Source organism: Corynebacterium ulcerans, from assembly GCF_900187135.1.
GTDB classification, from domain to species: Bacteria; Actinomycetota; Actinomycetes; order Mycobacteriales; family Mycobacteriaceae; genus Corynebacterium; species Corynebacterium ulcerans.
The window spans coordinates 2,410,722-2,433,998 of sequence record NZ_LT906443.1 but is presented as its reverse complement, the minus strand read 5'-3'; the positions used below and the strand labels follow the sequence as shown (position 1 = coordinate 2,433,998).

At 51.9% G+C, this 23,277-nt stretch carries 20 protein-coding genes and 1 tRNA gene; 10 read left to right on the top strand and 11 right to left on the bottom strand.

Annotated elements, in window-relative coordinates:
• Positions 1 to 237 precede the first annotated feature (237 nt).
• Genes lysA through CKV68_RS11065 form a run of 3 tightly spaced genes read right to left on the bottom strand, consistent with a single transcriptional unit; the run spans position 238 to position 4,888 of the window.
• A complete protein-coding gene (gene lysA, locus CKV68_RS11075) occupies positions 238 to 1,569 on the bottom strand; it encodes a diaminopimelate decarboxylase (protein ID WP_014525615.1) in 1,332 nt (443 codons plus the stop codon).
• A 2-nt stretch (positions 1,570 to 1,571) separates the two neighbouring features.
• Positions 1,572 to 3,224 carry an arginine--tRNA ligase gene (gene argS, locus CKV68_RS11070; protein WP_038618161.1) on the bottom strand — a complete coding sequence of 551 codons (1,653 nt, stop codon included), beginning with the start codon at positions 3,222 to 3,224 and terminating at the stop codon, positions 1,572 to 1,574.
• A gap of 11 nt (positions 3,225 to 3,235) precedes the next feature.
• Positions 3,236 to 4,888 carry an L-lactate permease gene (locus CKV68_RS11065; protein WP_013911260.1) on the bottom strand — a complete coding sequence of 551 codons (1,653 nt, stop codon included), beginning with the start codon at positions 4,886 to 4,888 and terminating at the stop codon, positions 3,236 to 3,238.
• Positions 4,889 to 5,299: 411 nt separating this feature from the next.
• On the opposite strand from CKV68_RS11065, the gene CKV68_RS11060 reads away from it, so the two are divergent.
• The 5 genes from CKV68_RS11060 (at position 5,300) to CKV68_RS11040 (ending at position 9,497) form a co-directional block, all read left to right on the top strand.
• Positions 5,300 to 6,085 carry a (Fe-S)-binding protein gene (locus CKV68_RS11060; RefSeq protein ID WP_013911259.1) on the top strand — a complete coding sequence of 262 codons (786 nt, stop codon included), beginning with the start codon at positions 5,300 to 5,302 and terminating at the stop codon, positions 6,083 to 6,085.
• A complete protein-coding gene (locus tag CKV68_RS11055) occupies positions 6,082 to 7,626 on the top strand; it encodes a LutB/LldF family L-lactate oxidation iron-sulfur protein (RefSeq protein ID WP_013911258.1) in 1,545 nt (514 codons plus the stop codon). Before CKV68_RS11060 ends, CKV68_RS11055 begins: the two co-directional genes overlap by 4 nt.
• Before the next feature lie 2 nt (positions 7,627 to 7,628).
• A complete protein-coding gene (locus CKV68_RS11050) occupies positions 7,629 to 8,258 on the top strand; it encodes a LutC/YkgG family protein (protein WP_014525613.1) in 630 nt (209 codons plus the stop codon).
• 103 nt (positions 8,259 to 8,361) lie between these two features.
• Positions 8,362 to 8,434 (top strand) — tRNA-Arg (locus CKV68_RS11045).
• Positions 8,435 to 9,191: 757 nt separating this feature from the next.
• On the top strand, positions 9,192 to 9,497 hold the full coding sequence (locus tag CKV68_RS11040) for a hypothetical protein (protein WP_013911256.1): 306 nt from the start codon (positions 9,192 to 9,194) through the stop codon (positions 9,495 to 9,497).
• Between the two features lie 14 nt (positions 9,498 to 9,511).
• Here the strand turns inward: CKV68_RS11040 and CKV68_RS11035 are convergent, their stop codons facing one another.
• On the bottom strand, positions 9,512 to 10,282 hold the full coding sequence (locus tag CKV68_RS11035; protein ID WP_167376978.1) for a DeoR/GlpR family DNA-binding transcription regulator: 771 nt from the start codon (positions 10,280 to 10,282) through the stop codon (positions 9,512 to 9,514).
• Positions 10,283 to 10,405: 123 nt separating this feature from the next.
• On the opposite strand from CKV68_RS11035, the gene CKV68_RS11030 reads away from it, so the two are divergent.
• Positions 10,406 to 10,765 carry a hypothetical protein gene (locus CKV68_RS11030; RefSeq protein ID WP_013911254.1) on the top strand — a complete coding sequence of 120 codons (360 nt, stop codon included), beginning with the start codon at positions 10,406 to 10,408 and terminating at the stop codon, positions 10,763 to 10,765.
• A 52-nt stretch (positions 10,766 to 10,817) separates the two neighbouring features.
• On the opposite strand, the gene CKV68_RS11025 is transcribed toward CKV68_RS11030, so the two are convergent.
• Positions 10,818 to 11,015: a PspC domain-containing protein gene (locus CKV68_RS11025; RefSeq protein ID WP_013911253.1), complete on the bottom strand. Its 198-nt coding sequence runs from the start codon at positions 11,013 to 11,015 to the stop codon at positions 10,818 to 10,820.
• Positions 11,016 to 11,118: 103 nt separating this feature from the next.
• Positions 11,119 to 11,595 (bottom strand): MarR family winged helix-turn-helix transcriptional regulator, encoded by a 477-nt coding sequence (locus tag CKV68_RS11020; protein ID WP_038618152.1) that lies wholly within the window; start codon positions 11,593 to 11,595, stop codon positions 11,119 to 11,121.
• A 198-nt stretch (positions 11,596 to 11,793) separates the two neighbouring features.
• On the opposite strand from CKV68_RS11020, the gene CKV68_RS11015 reads away from it, so the two are divergent.
• A complete protein-coding gene (locus tag CKV68_RS11015) occupies positions 11,794 to 12,321 on the top strand; it encodes a YceI family protein (protein WP_014525607.1) in 528 nt (175 codons plus the stop codon).
• A gap of 49 nt (positions 12,322 to 12,370) precedes the next feature.
• Here the strand turns inward: CKV68_RS11015 and CKV68_RS11010 are convergent, their stop codons facing one another.
• From CKV68_RS11010 to CKV68_RS10995, 4 genes are read right to left on the bottom strand one after another with little or no spacing between them, the layout of a single operon-like run.
• Complete coding sequence (locus tag CKV68_RS11010; protein ID WP_095076198.1) at positions 12,371 to 14,944, bottom strand: AAA family ATPase; 2,574 nt, start codon at positions 14,942 to 14,944, stop codon at positions 12,371 to 12,373.
• Positions 14,945 to 14,950: 6 nt separating this feature from the next.
• On the bottom strand, positions 14,951 to 16,069 hold the full coding sequence (locus tag CKV68_RS11005) for a metallophosphoesterase family protein (RefSeq protein ID WP_095076197.1): 1,119 nt from the start codon (positions 16,067 to 16,069) through the stop codon (positions 14,951 to 14,953).
• 48 nt (positions 16,070 to 16,117) lie between these two features.
• Entirely contained in the window at positions 16,118 to 16,903 is a 786-nt protein-coding gene (locus CKV68_RS11000) for a hypothetical protein (protein WP_095076196.1), read from the bottom strand.
• Between the two features lies 1 nt (position 16,904).
• Entirely contained in the window at positions 16,905 to 20,000 is a 3,096-nt protein-coding gene (locus CKV68_RS10995; protein ID WP_095076195.1) for a DEAD/DEAH box helicase, read from the bottom strand.
• Between the two features lie 78 nt (positions 20,001 to 20,078).
• Here CKV68_RS10995 and putP point away from each other — a divergent pair, with 78 nt between their 5' ends.
• The 3 genes from putP to CKV68_RS10980 are packed head-to-tail and all read left to right on the top strand — an operon-like array spanning position 20,079 to position 22,771.
• A complete protein-coding gene (gene putP, locus CKV68_RS10990; RefSeq protein WP_013911246.1) occupies positions 20,079 to 21,638 on the top strand; it encodes a sodium/proline symporter PutP in 1,560 nt (519 codons plus the stop codon).
• Positions 21,639 to 21,672: 34 nt separating this feature from the next.
• Complete coding sequence (locus CKV68_RS10985; protein WP_013911245.1) at positions 21,673 to 22,260, top strand: HNH endonuclease family protein; 588 nt, start codon at positions 21,673 to 21,675, stop codon at positions 22,258 to 22,260.
• 40 nt (positions 22,261 to 22,300) lie between these two features.
• Complete coding sequence (locus CKV68_RS10980; protein ID WP_014525605.1) at positions 22,301 to 22,771, top strand: hypothetical protein; 471 nt, start codon at positions 22,301 to 22,303, stop codon at positions 22,769 to 22,771.
• 60 nt (positions 22,772 to 22,831) lie between these two features.
• Here CKV68_RS10980 and CKV68_RS10975 read toward each other — a convergent pair whose 3' ends face one another.
• Positions 22,832 to 23,257 (bottom strand): VOC family protein, encoded by a 426-nt coding sequence (locus CKV68_RS10975; RefSeq protein WP_014836225.1) that lies wholly within the window; start codon positions 23,255 to 23,257, stop codon positions 22,832 to 22,834.
• Positions 23,258 to 23,277 lie beyond the last annotated feature (20 nt).

Sequence of the window (23,277 nt, the reverse complement as noted above, 5' to 3'; positions counted from 1 at the left end):
GTAAGTTCCCGTTCAGGGGACCCACGCGCTGTTTTCTTCCACCATAAAGGCCCCCGTTGCGGAACCCAGCACTATCAGCGCTTCAGAGCGATCAATACGGTTAAAAAAGAATAGAAAAACAGCTGGAAATACTTGTCAACGTCTTCACCATAGAAGCCTTCTAATCTACAAGCATTTCCAGCTGTTTTCTCACATTCCTACCACCGCTGCCACTATGGCATCGGCAGCGGTTGCTTACTACCCCTCGTCTAAAGCAAGTAGATCCTCGATGGTCTCGCGTCGAACCATCACGCTAGACTCTCCTGCTTTAACACTCACTACTGCCGGCCGCCCCATCATGTTGTACCTGCTGCTCATCGCAAAACAATAAGCTCCAGTAGCTGCCAAAGCTATGAGGTCACCCTCTGCAATTCCACATGGGAGCTCCCGATCATTGATCAGAATATCCCCCGCTTCACAATGCGATCCTACGACCCGACTGGGGACAAGGTCACCTCCAACGCTGCGGTTGATTACCCGAACGTCATACTCAGCCTCATAAAGCGCTGGGCGAATATTATCGCTCATACCACCGTCTACAGCGATATATCTCCGCAGTTGTTTATCCGTCACATGGACGTCTTTCACAGTCCCCACGGAATACACCGTCACAGTGGACGGTCCTGCGATAGCCCGACCAGGTTCAACTAATACCTCGGGAGCATCAATGCCCAAGTTACGGGCCACTTCATTCACTGCACCCAATAGATCTTGGGCCACGGAGGTTACGTCCAGAGGAGTCTCATCTTCGGTGTAGGCAATCCCGTAGCCGCCGCCTAGATCCAGTTGTTCTAAGTCGATACCGAGTTCTGAATGAATCTTTGAATACAACGTCAGTACGCGCTGAGCCGCCAGGCTAAAACCTTGGGCATCAAAAACTTGCGAACCCACATGACAATGCAAGCCAATCAGATACAAGGATGGAGATTCAATAACCCGCTTTGCCGCTGCATACGCTGATCCAGAAGCCAAAGAGAATCCAAACTTCTGATCCTCATGACTCGTAGCAATAAACTCATGTGTATGTGCTTCAATGCCGGGCTTGACGCGCACCATCACCGGCTGAGTGACCCCTGCCTCGACCGCGATCTTTTCCAAGCGTTCTAGCTCTGTCATCGAGTCAATCACAATGTGTCCAACCCGGTTAGCTACCAAGAGGCGAAGAAACTCCTCGCTCTTATTGTTGCCATGAGCCGTTATGCGCTCAGGAGGAAACTGAGCGCATAACGCAACCTGGAATTCCCCTAGAGAAGCAATGTCAAGGTTGAGGCCTTCTTCCTCCACCCACTTAGCAATCCGACGAGTCAAAAACGCCTTGGACGCATAGTGGACCTTTTCGGCTCCACCAAAGGCAGCAGCCATGTCCCTGCAGCGGCTACGGAAATCGTCTTCGTCTACAACAAAAACCGGAGTCCCGTACTGCTTAGCTACATCGGATAGAGAAACTCCCGCAACGGAAACTTCACCATTAGCTTCTCGACGCGCACCTCTAGGCCATACATGCGATGGCAGGGCGTTAAAGCTCTCCACGGTTACATACGCTCCGGCGCTGTAACACCGACCAATCCCAAAGCATTAGCAAGAACCTGGCGGGTGGCATTAGCCAAGGCTAGACGTGCAGTGTGAATGGGCTGTGCGCTTTCGCCAGCTTTAGGAAGAATCTGACATGAGTCATAGAACCGGTGGAACGTTCCTGCCAGTTCTTCCGCATAGCGCGCCACGCGATGTGGCTCGCGCAGCTCAGCCGCAGCCTTGACTACTGCGGGGAATTCTCCCAGCGTACGTATCAGATCGCCTTCGCGATCGTGGGTCAGTAGCGCAAGATCGGGGTCAAGAGCAGTTATCCCCAGATCGCCGGCCTTCCTAGCAATCGAGCACAGACGTGCGTGCCCGTATTGGACGTAGTAAACCGGGTTATCGCTGCTCTGCGATTCCCACAGCGCAAGGTCGATATCAAGACTAGAGTCCACCGAGGACCGAATCATAGAATAACGGGCACCATCAATGCCAATGGCCTCCACCAGATCGTCTAGGGTGATCACGGTGCCAGCACGCTTGGACATACGTACTGCTTGTCCATCGCGAACCAAGTTCACCATCTGACCGATAAGCACCTCTACGCTGCTAGGCTCGTAGCCCAGCGCTGCCGCAGCCGCACGTAAGCGAGAAATATATCCGTGGTGGTCGGCCCCGAGCATGTAAATGCACAGGTCATGTCCGCGTTCGATTTTGTCGGCCACGTATGCGATGTCACCAGCAATATAGGCTGCGTCACCGTCTGATTTAATCACAACGCGGTCTTTGTCATCGCCATAATCGGAAGACTTCAGCCACCATGCTCCGTCTTGGAAATAGAGGTTTCCGTTTTCCTTGAGACGTTCGATCGCTTTATCCACGGCACCCGATTCGAACAATGAGTTTTCATGGAAAAAGACATCAAAGTCCGTGCCAAATTCATGGAGTGATTCCTTGATATGGCTAAACATCATTTCTACGCCAGCAGCGCGGAACGTCTCCGCCATCTCTGCCGACTCCTGAGAAAGAACATCAGGATGCGCTGCAACCACAGCTTTTGCTATGTCATGGATGTAGTCTCCGCCATAGCCATCTTCTGGCGTAGGCTCCCCCTTTGCCGCAGCAATGAGCGAATTAGTGAATCGGTCGATCTGGCGCCCATGATCGTTGAAGTAATACTCCCGTGTGACGTCAGCACCTGAAGCCTCCAAGACACGGCCTAGAGAATCTCCAACCGCTGCCCACCGGGTACCGCCTAGGTGAATTGGACCTGTCGGATTTGCGGAAACGAACTCTAGGTTTACACGAGTCCCCGCATAGAGGTCTGAGTGACCAAAGGCCTCGCCTGCAGCGAGAATCTTAGCAACGATCTCCCCCTGAGCCGCTGCAGCAAGGCGAATATTGATAAAGCCCGGGCCGGCAATACCGGCCTCATCGACGGCTTCATCAAGAGCTAGGGCGTCGGCAAGCAACTGCCCCAGCTCACGCGGATTCATTCCCACCTTTTTAGCTACCTGAAGGGCAACATTCGTGGCATAGTCCCCGTGTTCGGGGTTGCGCGGGCGCTCCACGACCACCGTCTCAGGCAGAACCGAAGCATCGAGGCCACGTGATTCAAGGATGGTGGTAGCAGTGCGCTTAATGAGGTGTGAAAGATCCGCTGGTGTCATGGGTTAGCAGTTTAGCCCACAACCATCCATCCGAGAACTGGGGTGGACTGCAAGTAAATGATGATGCACAAGTAAACCAGCAAACCGAGGGAATACTTCCACGCCTGAGCCATAATCTTGCGCTCGCCGTTTTCCATCTGAACAGCGCCAGCGGCAATGGTCAGGGTCTGCGGGCTCATCATCTTACCCAGCGTTGCACCAGCGGTATTGGCGCCCACCAAGAGCGTCGGGCTCACACCCACCTGAGAGGCCGTGGTGGCCTGCATCTGAGCGAACAGAGCATTTGCAGAAGTAGCGGAGCCAGTAACCCACGTTCCGATCCAGCCCAACAGCGGAGATAGCAGCGGGAATACCGATCCCGTTGCTGCCAAGAAAGCGCCGATAGAGGCAGTCTGACCGGACATATTCATGGTGTATGCCAAGCCCATCACTGCTGCGATGGTCAGGGCCGAGTAACGCATCTTATAAGCACCCTTGCCAAGCTGAGCCAGACCTGTGCCAAAGTTCATTGGGTACTTTCCGCCACGCGAGAACGCGGTGTACACGCCGACCGTGATCAGGCCGCAGAAGAACATGATTGTGCCTGGGGTGGACAGCCAGTTGAAGTTGAAGATGGTGTTATTAACCGGCTCGCCCGCAGCATTAACAATGTGCCCGTGCAGCCCTGGCCACTGAATCTTCATATCCGTGGACTTCAAAGCTGCAGGGATATTGACGCCGATCTTCCAGAGGCTGGTGAAGGAGAAGACAAAGACGATGAGAAGGTACGGGAACAGCGCCAAAACGGTCCGCTCCGTTGTCAGGTGGAGCTCATCAGCGTTGATGGACGATGCCTGATCTTCGGGGGTAGTTGGCTTCCATACGCGGAGGAACAGAACGCCACATGTGAGGGAAAGGAGGCAAGCAACGACGTCTGTGAGCACATAGGAGAAGTAGTTGGACCCGAGGAACTGTCCACCACCGAAAGCCACACCCAGCAAAAGTGCCATTGGCCATGTCTGGCGTACGCCTCGTGTGCCATCCATGATCAGTGCCAGAATAAACGGCACAACCAGGGCAATCAAAGAAACCTGGCGGCCAGCCATCGCAGCTACCTGCTCACCCGGGATCTGAGTAAGCAGACCACCCGTGGTCACTGGAATAGCCATAGCACCGAAGGCGACGGGAGCACAGTTTGCCACGAAGGTCACCAGAACGGCTTTGATTGGCTTAAGGCCGATAGCCAGAAGCATTGCGGCAACGATAGCAATAGGGGCACCGAAGCCGGCGAGGGCCTCTAGGAGACCGCCGAAGGCGAAGCCGATCAACATTGCCTGAACGCGCATGTCGCCCCGGCCAATCTTGGCAAAGATCGTACGAAGATCGTCAAAACGTCCAGAAATAACCGTGAGGTCATAGACCCATACGGCCATCCAAATGATGTATACGATCGGGAAAATACCAAACGCTACGCCTTGAGAAAAGGCGAGTACCGCCAGGTTGGCAGGCATGTGAAAAAAGATGATGCCAACTAGAAGGGCCACTACCACGCTCGCAAGCGCGGACCAGTGGGCCTTCCACTTGAGCACCATCAGGAACACAAAGAAGCCAATGAGCGGCAATATGGCGCACAGCGCCGAGAGGCCAAGGCTTCCGCCTACAGCATCCGTTACAGGTGAAAACACTAGTTGCTTCTCCCATCTCGAGGGACTTGGGTCACTACTATTCTGCGATGAAATAGCTACCAACTCATAATTTACGTTCTTTTTGCAGTAGGTCACACCTTTGGTTGATTTTCAACCACCGCTTCCGTGTATTTATCACCACACTTTTTCTGCTGTATTTTTCACCACATTTTGTGGCAGAACGCGCCTCAGTGCGCATACATGCACCACACCCCAATCCAGCCCCCCTTTCCCCATATTTTGATAACACTAACGTTTCGTTAATAAGCGCTGGTAGTCCGGGGTTATTCAGATGTTATTTCAGAGATACACCCGCTAGTATTTGTTATGTCCAGTGGCGCGTAACGCTTCCGATTATTTGGAACGCCACAACAAACTGCCACGTTTCCCTCGAAGCAAGGAGCAATTACCGTGAGAGTAGCGCTCTTTTCCACTTGTATCGGCGACGCCATGTTCCCCGATGCATCCAAAGCAACTGCACTCGTATTGTCCCGACTTGGTTATGAGGTCGTCTTTCCTAAAGACCAGACCTGCTGCGGCCAGATGCACGTCAACACCGGCTACCAAAAGGAAGCCATCCCACTGATTCGTAACTATGTGGATGCGTTCACCGATCCTTCCATCGATTACGTTGTCGCCCCTTCAGGCTCCTGCGTCGGCGCAGTCCGTGAGCAACACGAGCACATCGCAGATAGGTATGGCGATAAGACTTTGGCAGCTGGCGCACGTGATGCAGCTAAGAAGTCTCTTGATCTCCCCGAGTTCCTCATTGATGTCGCTGGAGTGGAAGACGTCGGAGCATTCTTCCCACACAAGGTCACGTACCACCCTTCCTGCCACGGTCTCCGCTTTATCAAATTGGGTGACCGCCCTTACCGCCTACTCTCCAAGGTGGCAGGCATGGAGCTTGTGGAACTTCCCAACAAGGAAGAATGCTGTGGATTCGGTGGCACCTTCTCCCTGAAGAATGCCGAAACCTCCGCTGCAATGGTCTCCGACAAGACTCGCAACATCGAGATCACTGGTGCTGAGTACATCACCGGTGGCGACTCTTCTTGCTTGATGAACATCGCTGGAAACCTGTCCCGCAAACACGTGGGCATTCGTGCCATTCATATCGCAGAGATCCTAGCTTCCACCAAGGAACACCCTTGGACTCCCGATTCCGCCGCCTACTCCCGAGAGGTAATGCTGTGAGCGTCTCACTTGGAACCCCCACGATGCCACCTCGCGCATCGGAAATTAGCCAGCTTCGTGGCGACGAGAACTTTGTTCATGCCGCGCACCATGAGCTTTACAACGCAACCCAGCGTCGTAATTTGACCAAGGCAACCACCACGATTCGCGGTAAGCGCCTCAACGTCACGGCAGAAATGCCCGACTGGGAAGCTGTCCGTGAAGCAGGTTCTGGAATCAAGCGCGACGTGGGACAGCGTCTCGACGAGCTCCTGGTCCAGTTTGAAGAGGCTGTCACCGCACGCGGTGGACACGTCCACTGGGCCCGCGACGCTGAAGAGGCCGGAAACATCGTGACCAAGCTGGTTCAGGAGACCGGCGAGAAGAACGTGGTCAAGATCAAGTCCATGGCAACCATGGAAATTGGCCTCAACTCCCGCCTCCGCGAGGCCGGCATCTCCGCACGCGAGACCGACCTTGCAGAGCTCATCGTTCAGCTGGGTAAGGACAAGCCATCTCACATCCTGGTTCCGGCTATTCACCGTAACCGTGCGGAGATTCGCGACATCTTCATCCGCGAGATGCCCAACACTGACGACTCTCTCTCTTCCGAGCCTGCTGAGCTCGCAGAGGCATCGCGTTCCTTCCTACGCGAACAGTTCATGAAGGCAAAGGTTGCTATTTCTGGTGCCAACTTCGGCATTGCAGAAACCGGAACCGTCACCATCATGGAGTCCGAAGGCAATGGCCGCATGTGCTTGACCCTCCCGGAGACCCTGATTTCAGTCATGGGCATCGAGAAGATCCTCCCCACTTTCAAGGATCTTGAGGTCTTTTTGCAGCTCCTCCCCCGTTCCTCCACCGGCGAGCGCCAGGCACCTTATGTCTCCACATGGTCCGGTGTCACCGAAGGCGACGGCCCGAAGAACTTCCACATCGTCCTTGTCGATAACGGACGAACCGCAGTTCTTGCTGACGAACTCGGCCGCGAAGCACTCAAGTGCATCCGTTGTTCTGCATGCCTCAACGTTTGCCCGGTCTACGAACGCGCCGGTGGCCACGCGTATGGCTCGACCTACCCAGGCCCCATCGGAGCGATCCTTTCGCCTCAGATGACCGGCATGAAAGATAAGCACGATCCAAACGCCTATCTCCCTTACGCATCCTCCCTGTGTGGTCGATGCAACGAGGTCTGCCCCGTCAAGATCCCATTCACGGACATCCTGCTGGAGCTTCGCCACAAGAAGGTCGAGACAGATGCTCCGAAGATCGAGAAGGCTCTCATGGGCAGCATGCAGCTCGCATGGGGCAATGCAAAGCTCTGGAACATGATCACCCGCATGGTCTTTATGGGCCGCATCCTTGGTGGTTCCAAAGGCAAGATCACCCACCTGCCGAGCTTCTTGGCCGGATGGACTGATGTTCGCGACACCGCTGTTCCACCAAAGAAGTCCTTCCGCCAGTGGTTCGATTCCGAGGAAGCACAACAGTTGCTTGCCGACGCCCGCAACGAAGGCATCCGCCCCAACGATCCTGCTGCTAACCAGAAGAAGGAGAACTAACCATGGATGCCAAAACTGAGATCCTCGAGCGCATCCGCAACGCCAACAAACTTGCTGGTGTTCCCGAGGGCGCCTATCCAGTAGTCCGTGAATACATCACTAAGACCGAGCTCCCCCGCGAAGAGCTCAAAGAGCTGCTTATTGATCGCCTCCTGGACTACAAGGCACAGGTTGTTCAGACCACTGACGCTGAGCTGGCTGACAGCATCGCAGAGGTTCTGAATTCCCGTGGAGCCAAAGAGATCCGTTACGCAGAAGGCCTCGATGCTGCACTGTTCGCAGACTTTGAGGGCAAGGCTGTAGCCGACGATCATGCAAGCGATCCCCGCCTGCTTAACGACGTCGACGCTGTGGTCACTGATTCCCATGTGAGCTCCGCTCAAACCGGTACCATTTGCCTGGTTTCCAACGAGGTTTGTGGTCGCCGCGCGCTGACTCTCGTACCTGACTGCCACGTCTGCATCGTCCGCATGGACAACGTAGTCTATGGCGTTCCAGAGATGGTTGCACAGCTTGATCACACACGCCCCAACACGATGATCTCCGGCCCTTCCGCCACATCAGACATCGAGTTGAACCGTGTTGAAGGTGTGCACGGTCCTCGTACCCTCATTTGCGTGGTTGTAGACTAGTCTCCATAACCCCCACGTCACGCCCCCTTTGACTCCGTCGATAGGGGGCGTCTTCGTATTTTTGAGCATTATGAGTTAGAATTACATCCGTTGTATTCAGCGCGTCTCCGTAGCTCAGTGGATAGAGCATTGGTTTCCGGTACCAAAGGTCGCAGGTTCGAATCCTGTCGGGGACACTTTTTAAAAAACCTCCTCCTACCAGCAAAGTTCTTGGTAGGAGGAGGTTTTCTTTATCTTTTTAAGCGTTTTGGGGGTCTTTCATAAAAGCGCTTATATCACTCGCTTGCGGTGTTGCTCTAGTTTTTTCAACCCCGACGATCGCACACGCAAACACACCTCAAAAATACGTAGCTGCACAGGAGACAGATAACGGCTAACTTAACCCCCAGCTCAGATGAAGAATTATCTACTTGTGCAGCCAAGATTTGCTTGGGATGCCATCAACTTCTAGGCCAGCCTGCGAAGCAGGCTTAATCCGCCCCACTAGTGCAACCAACGCAAACCAGCTAGCCACTAGTGGGAAGGTTTTACTCTTAGTTTTTCCACGCACCCTTCTACAGCCTATCCACACCACCCCCAACCTGCATTTCCATAGACAAAAGGCCCCTTTGCCGCACAGTATGAGGACTTTGTCTATGAAAATGCAGGATTTTGAGTGCCAATCTCATCGCACTAATCGAGGATCACGTACCAAACATTGCCCGTTTGTCGTTTTTGAGAACGCTAGAGAATTCCACCTGGCGTTTTACACACAGACCCCCTCTAGCGTTCTCAAAAACGACAATCACCCCTCCACGCCCCAACACCCCCTTTCACCACCGGCAAAAGTAAAAAATTATAAGTGTGATTTAAAACAAAATTAGTTAATAAATAAATTAATATGAGCTAATTTTGTAGATGAAATAACCACCCCTTTTACCGAAAGGAAACCTCTTGAAGATTCGCAAAATAACCACAAAACTGGCGGTAGCAGCAATCGCAGTCGGACTCACCTCAGGGGTAGGCGTAGCCAACGCCGCATCCTATGGCAAGTCCAACCTCGAATGGTGCAAACAGCAGTTCCCTAAGGAGATTAACCTCTGCGAATACATGGACAGCATCCACACCCAAGCAGAAGAAGCACTACGAAAAGGAGACCTTAAGCTGTTTGAGGCATTACAAGCAGATATCAGGCACACCCTTCTCCTACTGCGCGATGGAGGCAAGAACCCAATCCCTATACCGCATCAAGCGCAGTAATCTTCCGGAAAAGTTCACTCATCAAAAGCGGGAACCATCACCACATTTGTCCCCAACTCGGTGAGGCGCTCAACGATGTCCATATCAATATCGTTTGTCGTGATCACCGTGTCCACCTGGTCAAAAGTGGCAACCCTGTGCGATGAGACTCGGGAAAATTTTTCCGGAGTAGCAAGGACAACGACGCGTCGCGACGCTTGAAAGACCGCACGTTTAAGTGTCGCCTCGTTGAGATTTGGAGACATAACCCCGACCGACGGATCACAGGCACAAACGCCTATAAAAGCAAGATCAAAGCGCATAGAGAGCACAGTTTCCACAGCTGCTGCACCCCAGATCGCTAAATCTTCATTATTCACGTCACCACCGGGTATCAAAACAGATGTTTCCGACCCACGCGCTAACGCAGCCCCTGCATAAAGGGATAGTGCTAGCGCGTGTATGTCTTTTCCAGCCAAGAGCTTCGCAGCTTCTAACGGAGTCGTGCCAGAATCCACGAGCACGCTAAATCCCGAATCAACCATTCTCGCCGCTTCCTTTGCTATCGCCCGCTTAGCGGCTGGTTGTTCATGCTTACGAAGCTCCAGCGGGTAGTGCGCACCACGTCGATGTGCTGGCCGAGCCCCACCACGAACCCTGTCCACTGCCCCCAATGCATCCAATTCAGACAAATCGCGTCTAATTGTCACCGCAGAGGCTCCCGTAATTTCGCATAACTGCGCGATCGTTTTCCCTCCAGAGTCCACTGCTCGAATGATGACCCTGTGCCGTTCGTGCTGCTCCATCCCCTTATCTTATGCCCCAATTTCGATCATAAACAATCATCGACAATGATCGATATGATTCCTATCCTTTTACATAAGAATTAAAAGAGCCCACCTCAGGAACCTTTCGGGAGACGAATCACCATGATCAGCACCACAGGAATCTATGCCAGCACAGACCTCGCCCACGACATCCTCCGCAATCTTCCACCAAAGTTAGCCGCAGTGACAGTGCCCTGGGAAGCAAATGCCACGTCACAAGCCGCAAAGCTAGAAACTGTGGAATGCGCCATTATCGACGTCAGCAAGGGGATCACACGCGAAGCCATCGCCGCCTTGCAGGCAAAACCGGTGCTTATTATCGGTGACACAGACAGCTTCCACGCCGACACCTTACGAGGTCACGGAGTTAAAGTCATGGAGTCTTCCCCACGTGCGCTTGCCGACGTCCTAGCTAAATTTTCCGCTCATGTGGATACCGAATTAGGAAGGTTGGCCGCTTAATACACAAAGGAGGTCATGATCGATAGTGATCATGACCTCCTTTTGACAAGTCCTAATACTTGGGCATGATGCACCATGCAACGATATAAAGAAGAACCTGCGGCCCCGGCAGGAGAATGCTCGCAACAAAGAGAAGCCGAAGGAGAGTGACATTGATTCCGTAGGTCTCCCCGATACCACTGAGGACTCCACCAACCCAATTCTGGGTAGTGCTCCGGACGAGGCGTCGCCCATAAAAATGCGTATCCATGTTTAAAAGTCCTTCTCTATCGAATATCTGATTACCCTGCCCTTTCATAATGCCGCAATCATCAGGACCTTAGCATCGGGGAAACCCCCGAGAAATCCCTGATTTATCTACCCAGATAGTCATCCGGATCAAAATCTACAGCCACGATCTTTTCGAAATAATCACGTAAGACGGCTGCATGTTCTGGAGTCATTGCATCAAACACCAATTTCCGAACAACCTCTACATGCCCAGGTGCCGCAGAACGCAACCGCTCTTCCCCTTCCCGTGTCAGCTGCACGTAAACTCCTCGTGCATCATCCGGGCACCGTTTCTTAGCCACCAGGCCACGCTTTTCCATTCTCGTGATCTGGTGAGACGTACGACTCCGATCCCAATTAAGCGAGATGCACAAATCACGAAGCCGAACAATATGATCAGGGCTTTCTGAAAGATTCACTAGAACCGCAAACTCCGGAGAAGTTAGCCCTGGCCCCGCCTGCAACGTATCGTCGATTCCCCTACTAACTTTTCGATTTGCAGCAAGCATCAGACGCCACAGGGATTGTTCTTCATCATTGAGCCACCTCGGAGTTGTCATGAGTGTAAAGACTAGACTCATTTCCAGCTAAATGAAAATAGAGAAAGTGCGACAGACACTAGAATTTAGGGCCAATTACCTGCAATAATAAGATCGGAAAATTTCTTTAGAGCTTTAGTTGACATATCACCAAAGTAATGTATGGTTGAGATTGTTGATACGACAGCAAAAAATAAATTTATTAGACAGGAGCACCCCATGAGCCATCTGAATGGAACTTATGTATTAGATCCCGCGCACACCACTATCGGTTTCGTTGCACGTCACGCCATGGTTACAAAAGTTCGAGGCCACTTTAGCGATTTCACTTCCACAATCACCGTGGATGAGTCGACAGGCACCGTTAACGCAACCATCCGAACCGAATCGATTACCACTGGCAATGACGATCGCGACAACCACGTACGGGGCTCCGACTTCTTTAATGTGGCAGAGTTCCCCGAAATGACTTTTGCTTCCACCAGCGTTTCCGTGTCTGGCGACAAAGCCACGGTCACAGGTGATCTAACGATTAAAGGTGTGACCAAGCAAGTAAATCTTGATGTATCCATCGATGGGATCGCAGAAGATCCTTTTGGTAACACCCGATTGGGTTTTGAGGCCAGCACTAAGATCAATCGAACGGATTTCGGCGTAGACTTCAACGCTCCTCTTAAAACCGGTGGCGTTTTGCTTTCTGAAGAAATAAAGATTGAGATCGAAGGCTCTGCAATCAAACAAGCATAGGCCCATACGTATTAAGGCGGCAGCTATCTACCAGCTGCCGCCTTTTGCTTTATGTCAATAGTTCCGCCATATCGTACTGGTGTTTTCCTACAACATAAGAGTACCGATCAGGCACACATGTTAAAACGAAGACCTGCGTGTTTTTCCCTAACTCGCTAAACAGCATAGCCATAAGCCGTTGCCGCGTCGTGTCTGTGGAACCTAAGGCATCATCAACAAACACCGGCACGGATTCATCGCTTACCAACCCAGCCACTGCAAACCGAGTCAGAATTGCCAGTTGCTCTTGCGCCCCTCCTGAAAGATCTTTGACGGCAACAGTCTTGTTTCCGGAAGTACGAGCAACCACTGCTAAGTTCTCATCCAGATTAAAACTCACCTCGGTACCAAACACGGGGGCAGCCAACCGCGCTAGCTGCTCAACAAAAGGTTGCGCATATTGTCGCCGTGCTTCTTCACGGTTACGAACCAACGTCTCAAAAAGTAGCTTCGCTGCCTCAGCTCTACGTTGTACTGAATTCAGTCGCCGTTCCGCTACTTCAACAGCCGCAGTGGCCACATCTACTTTTTCTGCTACCCCTGTAGATAAAGAAATCATCTCTTCCAGAGCCCTAAGATCAGCATCGCTGGTCAAGATGGTTCGCTCTAAGTCAGCTACTTTCGCTTGTGCCCCCTCAAAGAGTCCCTTGGCTAACGATGCGTCCACATCAGCAGATAGCGCTTCAAGTTTTACAACCGCTTCTTCATGTCTCTTCTGCGCGCCAGCAAGGTCTTTTTCAAGCTTTTCAAGCGGAGCTTGCTTTTCTTCCTGCTCCAGAGCTTCACGATTCGCAGAAATTCTCTTCTCTGATTCTTCTACCACAGCACGCTTCACCGCCGCGTTTTTCCTCGCGTTGCCGTCGATCCACGGCGCCAATGAGATTTCTATGTGCGCGATGTTGTGCCCGAGTTCTTCAATTCGGGCTTGGGTTGATTCTATAAGTTCTTCAAACTGAGCTACAGTCTTATCCGGCTTGTGTGCTTCTTCTAGCTCATCTTCAAGCACAGTGCTCTGCCGTTGGAGGTTATCTACCTCCATTGTTTTCCGTTGTTTCTCGTGCAGGAGCTGTTGCCTCTTGTTTTCTTCAATCCGGCCTTGCCTGTGCCAGTTCCGAAGTTCTTCTAAATCAGCGGCTTTACCGAGCGCCACCTTTAATGCAGCTTCTGACTCTTCAACTTCAGCATTGCCCACACGCGCCGCGGATCCTGGAGAAAAAGTTGCTTCCACGGAACCGACTTTGAGCATAGTTTCTGTACCAATAGCAAAACTTTGAGCTACATCATCGGCATGAATCGAGACGCCATCCAGCGTTACAGAGGCGGGCTCATCTGAGCGAATCAGAATAGAAGCAGCGCTTGCATCTCGTAGCTCCACCGCAACTCGATGCTCTGCGTAGGCACGTTCAGCATCTTCCAGTTGGGTATCTGCCACACGAGGAAAACTCGTAATTGCAGCGAGTTTTTTATCCAGAGCCGCTAGTTCTTCCTTAGCCGCGGCTAGCTCTTCTTGATGTTGAAAAGCTTTTGCTAAGGCACTCTCCTTCCGAAGAGAAGACAGCTGCTCTCGTTCTCCTTTTAACTGCTGCTGTACCTCTTGTTTTTCCTTATTCAACTCAGAAATATGTTTTTCTTCTAGCTCAGCCTTGGCTTGTTCCTCCACTAAACTTTGCTTCGACGCAGCCAACTCAGCTTCTTCAGTTGCTTGGTGCTCCGTCTTCTCTTTCCGCTGAAGAAGTAAACGCTCACTATATTCAACCTGTTCAAGTAAGCGATCAACTTCTGATTGCACCAATGCAACCTCTTGTATGCGCTTTTGTACCGCTTCCCACTTTTCTTGTGCTTCTGCACATTCTTTTTTCGCGTGAGGAAGCTGCTCCTCCGCTATAGCTTTCCGCTGAGTGATGGCACTAATACGGCTAACTCGTCCTTCGAGCTCAATGCTTCTACGAGTAACCTCGTCAAGGGCACCCTGTGCTTTATCCAGCTCATTGAGAGCTTTATCTAACTCACCATTTTTCTTTATTTTCTGTCCCGAATAATAGCGTTTGAATTCCTTTTCAACAGCAGAAATCAGTTCATTATCTTCAGCTTTGTTAATTGACTCCCCAGTTCCTAGTGCAGCGCTTAGTGAAGGAATGCCTGCAGCAGCAAATGTAACGTCATACTTTCCTTGTTCCATGAACAAAACATCACGTAAATGGACGTCTAGATGCTCATCAAGAATCGCAGAAAGCTTATTTTCAGCCTCCCTACCTGCATAGTTTCCAGGAATGGGAGCATGAATCACAAGTTCAGCGGCCCGAGAGTTATTCCATGTCTTAGAAATTGTAAAAGTGTATGGACCGATGGTGGCAGTCAAAGAAGTTTTAGTAGGGACATCCTTATCCACAGGTTTAATGTCACGAATGTTCTTTTTACCCGTAGAGTACTGCTCCCCCAGAGTTATCGAGATCGCCTCCATAATGGTGGACTTGCCCAACTCATTATCACCAGCGATCACGATAACGCCTTTTTCCGGGAGATCACGCAATTCCAAATGATCAATGGAACGCATATCCTGGATTTGTATGTTATGAATACGCATCGTGAATTATTGCTCCTTGCTCAGCCGGAATAACAGATTGACCGCATCGCGAGCAGTCTGGTTATCCGCTGCTGCGAGTTCTTCTAACGTAGTTTTGGCAAAACCATAAAGGCCTAAATCAGAGAGTTCTTCATCGGATGGCTCGACATGAAAATCCATGAGCCTAGGCCTCTCATATAACGCTGCAAAGATGGGTTGGAGCCGTGCTATCTCCTGTTCAAGATACTTCATTGTGGCCAGTGAAACAGTGCCCTGCAGCGCATATTTGATGACGGTCGTGGACTTGTCTGGATATGTCTCAAGCGTTGAGATGAAAGCTTCCGCTTCTTCTTGGGAGTTGATAGATACAGTAAGCGCCTCAAAAATCCACGCTCCACAGGGAATTTTTGCAACCTCGGCGGTACCTTTGCCTGCCGTTACCACTAATACATTTCCAGAATCAGTTTCACCGCCACCAGTTGCTACTTCATAAAAATCAGTGGTTTCTGGAGCTCCCGAGTACCACATTCGACCGGTCTCCCCTACTGCTTGGGTTGAGTGCGTATCACCCAGCGCAATATAGTCCACGGACGCATCAGCAAGTTTACTTTCCGCTAAATCTAGGTTTATTAAATCGGGAACGATGTCATTCGTTCTCGCTTCAGTTTGTCCGTGTCCGACTGCGATTCGAATGGCATCAGTAGGTGTCAGCGCTCCTAACGCACCGCCCAGAACGTCATATGTAGCACGCTTGGTTGTCAGCGGTGCGCCCACAATCTCAACGCCTCTGCGAACCTCAACAGGGCTGGAGTCAGATAAAACATGGACGTTTTCCATATTTTCCGCCTGATAAAACAAGGAATCTGCGACAAGTGGATCGTGATTTCCCGATAAAAGATATACGGGCACCGGAAGTTTCTTTAATGCTTCCAAGGCCCTACCTGATGTTTTCTTCTCCAAAGAATTGTGTTCGAAAACATCCCCTGACATCACAATGAACTCGCAGTTCATCTCCTCCGCAATGGCCCCTAGACGAGTGATGGCGTTGATGCGGGCATCGTCGAAACGCGCCTGAGCATCGGAATCAAGGAACCACCTGATCATTCCGATCTGAAGATCTGAGGTGTGCAAAAAGGTGACGGTCATGAACTTTGTCTACCATGCTCCTTCAACACCAAAGACACCCAGCCACCCCTACTCGCGGGTGAGATGATAGTACAGGTCTTCGATATCCGCGACGGCCTTGAGCTCGTCAATAGAGGTCAAAGACACTAAACGCATGGCTTTGCGCAACAAAGATTCGTCCGAGTCCTCTAAAGCTGGTGCCTTTTTAGGAGTAGGAAGGTCTGGCAAGGTTTTTCCGTCCCAAAAATGGCTTTTCACGTCGCGTTCGCTGATGGAACGCGCTTGCATCGTGAGCGACTGCTCTAATTTGAGTAAGTCCAAACCGCGCATTTCAAAAGCTAACAGCGGTTCTGTTTCCAGCCGATCCGCCGCAGCGTAGGCCACTGCCACAGCATGTTTGCAACACACCACATGGTCGGGGCAATCACACCAAAACTGTGCATGTGACCCGATCAAGATCTCGGCCACATCCTCGCTGAGTTTTCCCTCTTTTGCCCGCTTAATTCCGTTAGGTAATTCAGCCAGCTCGGCAGTAACAGCAGCTAAATCATCTGTATCGCGATACGGCAGAGAAATAGTCACGCGAAATGGCTCATTCTGAGACCCGACCACATCAGCAGAAATCGCCGAGCCATCGAGTTTCAAGTTAAGAACACTGTTATTTCTAGCGTAATCGCGCCCTCTTTTCAGACGCCCTTGGTCTGTATGGTGGTGCACAAGATCGCGTACTTTGCGTGCCACAGCGTTAAATTGCGTGGTTTCCCGCAAATCCGGTAGCTCCTCGGGAGAAGATACTCGCTTCTTTGCCCCGAAGTTTGCATAGATGACGTTATCTTTGGAAGGACGCTGAGGCATGTTAGGTGTCCCTTCCTCTATAACTCATGAGCATGGCGAGTTCTTCAGGAGAAAGTTCTGTTAGCCAGCCTTCCCCCTCGCCGACAACGGCGGAGGCCAGTTCAGTTTTGCCATCGAGAATATCCTGAATCGATTCTTCCAACGTGCCTGCGGTAATCATTTTATAAACGGTGACGTCTTTGCGCTGCCCGATCCTGAAGGCACGGTCAGTTGCCTGGTTTTCTACTGCAGGATTCCACCAACGATCCATGTGAACGACTATGGAGGCAGCCGTAAGGTTCAAACCGGTGCCGCCTGCTTTAAGAGACAAAATCATAGCCGGCGGCCCCTCCGGACTCTGGAAATTCTCTACCATGCGATCACGCCCGATCTTGCTTACACCGCCATGGAGGAAAGGAATCTGCGTGCCAAAGTAATCCGAAAGATACGGAGCAAGAATCTCTCCAAAAACCCGATACTGTGTGAATATGAGGAGCTTCTGTTCCGATTCCACGGCGTCCGAGACCAGACGCATAAGTTCTTCCACTTTTCCCGACCGATGCTTACCTTTTACAGTGACATCGGAATCATCACCCAAAAAATGCGCCGGATGGTTACAGATCTGCTTAATTTTGGTCAAAGCAGACAGCACTAAACCGCGTTTAGAGATCCCCTCTGCCTGGTCAATCTGTTTCTGTATGTCTTCCACATAAGCCCGATACAAGGCGGCTTGCTCGGGTTTCATGTCCACAGTCAGGATAATTTCGGTCTTCTCTGGCAGATCATCGACGATACTAGGATCGGTTTTCAATCTCCGCAGGACAAAGGGCGCAGTCAATGCACGGAGCCGCTCCGTCATAGCCTCATCTTGTTCACGCTCAATAGCCCTGGCAAAGTGGTTTCGGAAGAAGGACGCAGAGCCTAGGACACCCGGATTGCAGAAATCAAGAATTGATCGCATCTCAGAAAGACGGTTTTCCACCGGGGTTCCGGTCAATGCGATTCTGTGCTTTGACGGCATCGCTCGTACAGCTTTGGAAACTTTAGTCGCCGAGTTTTTAATCTGCTGTGCCTCATCTAAGGCCACACGCTCCCACTGTATGTGGGAAAGAAGCTGATGATCTCGTGCAATCGTTCCATAACTAGTCACCACGATGTCACTTGCCTGTGCTTTTTCTAGGAAGGCCGCATCGCGCAAACGGGATGAACCGTGATGAACAAGAACCCGCAGACTAGGAACAAACTTGTGAGCTTCCCGAGCCCAGTTTCCCACTACTGATGTGGGAGCTACGACGAGTGTAGGACCGCGCTGCCCTTCTGATTGTTCTGCCCGCTCCGCGGCCTCCAGGGACAGCAACTGTAGTGTTTTGCCCAACCCCATGTCGTCGGCAAGCACAGCGCCAAGGCCGTTGCTAGACATCCACGCTAGCCAATCGACGCCCCTGCGTTGGTATTCGCGCAAGGTCGCATGCACAGTGTCTGGTAGCTCAATACGCTGAGGCGCTGGGATGTCCTGAGAAACAAGTCCACCAACCAGGGCTGTATGCCACGTTGATCCCTGAAACTCGACTGGTTCTTTTTCCGCAGCTTTTATAGCGATTTCGCGTAGCTCAGCGAGAGTCACCTGCCCGAAATCGGCGAATTCGTTGTTAAAGCGTTCGGCAAGGGTTTCAGCATGGGCTTCCAACTGCTGCCACCCAGGTTGATCATTCGCTTTAGCTAGCTGAGCCACCATCATTGCATGATCCAGCTCCGCGCGTTTTCGTTTCCGAGACTGCGCAGCCAGCTCGGACATGTACTCGCTGATTCGTTTCACTGCCGCGGTGTCTGCCATGACCCATTCGCCGCGAAGACGAATAAGCCCGGATTTAGAACGCACCAGCTCATTCATTTCTTCATCGCTGAGCTCAACGTTTCCCACAGAAATACGCCAGTTATAGTCAACGATTTTATCTAGGCCGATCTTGGCCTGCGTCGATGATTCTGCAGGATCTCCGATGGCGATATGAGCTTTTGTCTCCTGCTGGCTCCATGCCCTGGGCAACATAACGGCAAAACCCCGAGACTTCAACGTGCTCACAGCGGAACCGATGAACTCGACTAGCTCGTCCGTAGAAAGGTAACAATCCCAGTCCCCTGCGTTGTCCGCCCGTTGAAGCACATACCGTTGAAGAGAGTTTGTGTGTTCCCTCGTCGGATCTAGCAGAGGCGTAACCACAATCGCTTCCCGCAAAAGCGCCTGGAGTCTTTCCACCGTAGCTCGATCGAACTTACTGACCACGATGGGTTGCGGAGAATCTACGCCAGACCGAACTTGGACGCGCACTGGCCAGAGGATGTCTATGGGATCCATGACAGAGTCGTCTTCTTTAGGTGGCTCCTCAACGAGGAAAACGATCTGTAGATTTACAGAGGCAATAGAGTCTTTCCAGGAATTAAGCGCAGAAACCAACTGGGCAGTCCCTTTACGCAGCGCCGTGCTGTGGAGCAGGGCACTAGAAAAATTGTGCCATTCTGTGGGCCGCGGCTCAGCAGCTAGTCCTTGCAACAGCGAATGCGCAATCCAATGGGGAAGCTCATCTGCAATATCTTCAGCAACCGCAGTTCCGCCGTTTGCCACTAATACACCGGGCGCCGCCGCTGTCATCTGTGCTATCCATCCGCGTTCTGAAAGCCCAGAAGAAAGCTGCCACATGGGCCACCACTGGTGGTCGGCAAAACTCATCTTGATGGTAACTCGCCCAGCTCTGACAAACTGCGTCAGTCCTTCATACATACGGACTAACCACACAAGGTCGGGAGCAATACTTGAGCGCTGATCCACAGTAGCCGTCATGGGGGTAACTGCAGCGATGGTCGCTAAAACGCTCACCGCTTGTTCGGGGGTAAACGCCACAGTAGGAAGAGGAAGAGTAACCTCCCGCCCTTTGGGTGTAAGCAAGGTAGTACGCACCCTATGGTTAAAGCGTTTTCCTGCAAGAATCCCCATAATTTGCGGGGGAAATGTCCCCTCCGGCACAGAATCAGCCGTCACAATTTTATGGCCTTCCACCTGTTCTATCCACAAATGCAGACCAGAGGCCTTGAGCCAAAGTCCATGGAGCAGGTGGGTAGTCATCTACTTAGTCTTACCAGCTTGTGAAGATATTCCGTAACGGTCAGGTAGTGTTTGAGAGAATAATTTTTGGAGGTTGTGGTGTCTGAACATACGTGGTTCATCGTTGCCATCATGATATATATGGGCGCGATGCTCGCGATTGGCTATTGGAGTTATAAAAAAACTGACCAATACGACGACTTTGTGTTAGCCGGGCGCGATCTTAACCCCTTTGTAGCAGCTTTATCAGCTGGCGCCTCAGATATGTCTGGCTGGCTACTCATGGGCTTGCCAGGAGCTTTGTTTGTAACGGGTATGTCTGAACTATGGATCGCAGTGGGACTACTCATCGGCTCGTGGGCTAACTGGAGATGGGTTGCCCCGCGACTACGCGCATATTCCGAGGTTGCTAACAATTCCATCACGCTGCCTTCGTTCTTTGAGAACCGTCTCATGGATCAATCCCGCGTTCTACGCATTGTCAGTTCCATCGTTATTATCGTATTTTTCACCTTCTACGTATCTTCGGGGATGGTATCGGGGGGACGTTACTTTGAGTCCACCTTTGGAAGTGCCTATATCGACGGCATGATGATCGTCGCCTGCATCACGGTTGTTTATACTTTCGTCGGCGGTTTCCTTGCGGTTTCTTATACAGACGCAGTTCAAGGAACCATCATGTTTGTCTCGCTGGTCATCGTCCCGGTTATGGCGCTTATCTACCTAGACGACCCCTCCTCGATGTGGACATGGGCATCTCATAATGATTACGGTCCGCACACCGATGGCATCGGCAATCCCCACTACTTTTCTATGATCTCCGGTGTGTCAGCGGCCGCCTTAATCGGCAACCTGGCCTGGGGATTGGGATACTTCGGGCAACCGCACATCATCGTCCGTTTTATGGCTCTACGGACGCCTTCCGACGCACGACGCGCCCGTTGGATCGGCGTGGGCTGGATGGTGCTGTCCATCGCTGGAGCCACGTTCACGGCAATAATCGGCACAGCATTCTTTGGCCAGAACAAAAACTTCTCCATCGTGGATCAGAAGTCCTACGAGACAATCTTCCTCGACATGGGTCGCGTGCTCTTCCACCCGCTCATCGGCGGTCTCATCCTCACAGCCGTTCTTGCCGCCATCATGTCTACGATTGCTTCACAGCTTTTGGTCACGTCTACGTCTTTGATCGAAGACCTCTTCAAGGCGTTCAAAAAAACCCTTCCTAGTGAGTCAGTGATGATCAACCTGTCTCGCACTGCAGTGGTTGGGGTTGCCATTGTCGCCGGAGTACTTGCCATTAACCCTTCCGATTCCATTCTCGGTCTCGTAGGCTTTGCATGGGCAGGCTTTGGATCAGCCTTTGGCCCCCTTGTCTTGTGCATGCTTTATTGGCGACGCCTCAATGTTCCAGGCGCAATCGCCGGTATGGTGACAGGCGCTGTGGTGTGCTTCGCATGGGGAATGTCGTCGCTAGGAGATGCCCTCTACGAAATCGTCCCAGGCTTCTTTGGCGGAGGAATCGTCATGATTGTGGTATCCCTTGCAACGCCTCCCCCACAGGCTAAGGTGCTGTCCACGTTTGATAAGGCCAGAGACCTCACAACCGAAACCGAAGAAAGCTCCACCCCGGCCGCCTCCTACTCCGCCTCTGCGTAGGAACCGAACGAGCGCCGCGTTCCGTCTAAAAGGAATGCGGCGCCTTCTTTTCTTTCTCCTAGCGACAGCCACACTATTGCTGATCGCTTTCACGATTCCCCATTCGCGGGAATTTGCAGATCTCCCCACCGTCAAACAAAGAACGACGGTTCTCGGTTACAAACGAGAGTATTTTGGTGCCTCATGGGGACCCGCCCCTCATTCACGGTGCAACACGAGAGTCGCGGTTTTAGCCGCCACGCTTAACGACGCCCACCTCACAAATTCATGCTCGTTAAGCTCGGGATGGACTCTCGACCCTTATTCTGGACGAAAAATCTCTGTTGACGGCACCGCAGAGCCCATCGAGCTCGATCACGTTTTCCCACTATCCGCAGCATGGGACATGGGTGCCCACGCATGGACTGCAGAACAGCGTCTTGTCTTTGCTAATGATCCGCTAAATCTTGTGGTTGCCTCTAAAGAACAGAACCAGCAGAAATCAGACAAATTACCCTCAGAATGGCTTCCTACTCAACGAGGTCATCGATGCTGGTACGTACGTCGATTAGCGGCGGTCGCGCAGAAATACCAGTTGCCGCTTAGCCGGTCGGATGTCTCGGTGATGCGTAGACAATGTTAGTGTGGTATTTCTCACCCAATTTTTTTGCGAAAGGCTTCCAGTGGGAACTCTACTAATTATTCTCCACGTGCTCACGGCCGTTCTCTTCCTCGGCCCTGTTACTGTCGCAGTTTCTTCTTTCCAGTCTCGTGCTGTAGAAGCTCACAACGGAAACGCTACGGCTCAAGGATCTGCGCTAACACTCTATAAGATCACGCAAACCTACGGCATGCTCTCGTTGTTGGTTCCGCTGATCGGTTTCGCCGTGATGTTCACCAACGATAGCTACTGGGCAGATGGACGCTTCCATGCATCAATTGCCCTGGCGGTCGTCGCTTGGGCTGTCTTGATTTTCCTTATTATGCCTCGTCAAAAGAAACTCGCTGGTGCTCTCGGGCTCCTTGAAGCCGACGAACTTGAAGCTGGAAATTTTGAAGTCGCAGACTGGAATAAGGCTAAAGGCCAGCTCTCCATGTTCGGCGGAATTTTCTCCCTACTATGGGTCATTATCGCCGTCTTAATGGTTCTTTAAACACAACGCATAAGAAGGCGGGTCTCACATGAGCTCATGTGAGACCCGCCTTCTTATCTTTTATCCATCGATATTAAACATCCACAACGTGCCAAAGCGGTCGCGCAGCTGTCCAAAGGATGCTCCCCACGGAGCGGTTTCTAGCGGCATATGGATCTCGGCGCCCTGCGAAAGCGCCTCCCATTGACCCTCAATCTCGGTGCGGGCGTCAGCGCCTCCGGTAAGTGCGACGACAGTATCGTCACCCGCGACGAGCTCGCGCTCTGGGGGCACATCTGCGCCGAAAAGCACTTTCCTGCCGGCGTCGCGAAGCTCACCGTGCATGATCCAGTCGCTGGACCATTCGCTGCCGCCTGCTTGCTCTGCGAAACCAGATTCGCCGTAGGTCATCAGTGTTAGGTCAAGGCCAAAAACATCTCGATAAAATTCGAGAGCTTCCTTCGCTTGTCCGCGGAAATGTCTGTATGGTGTCACATCAGCAATCATGTGGGTAATCATACGCCTTA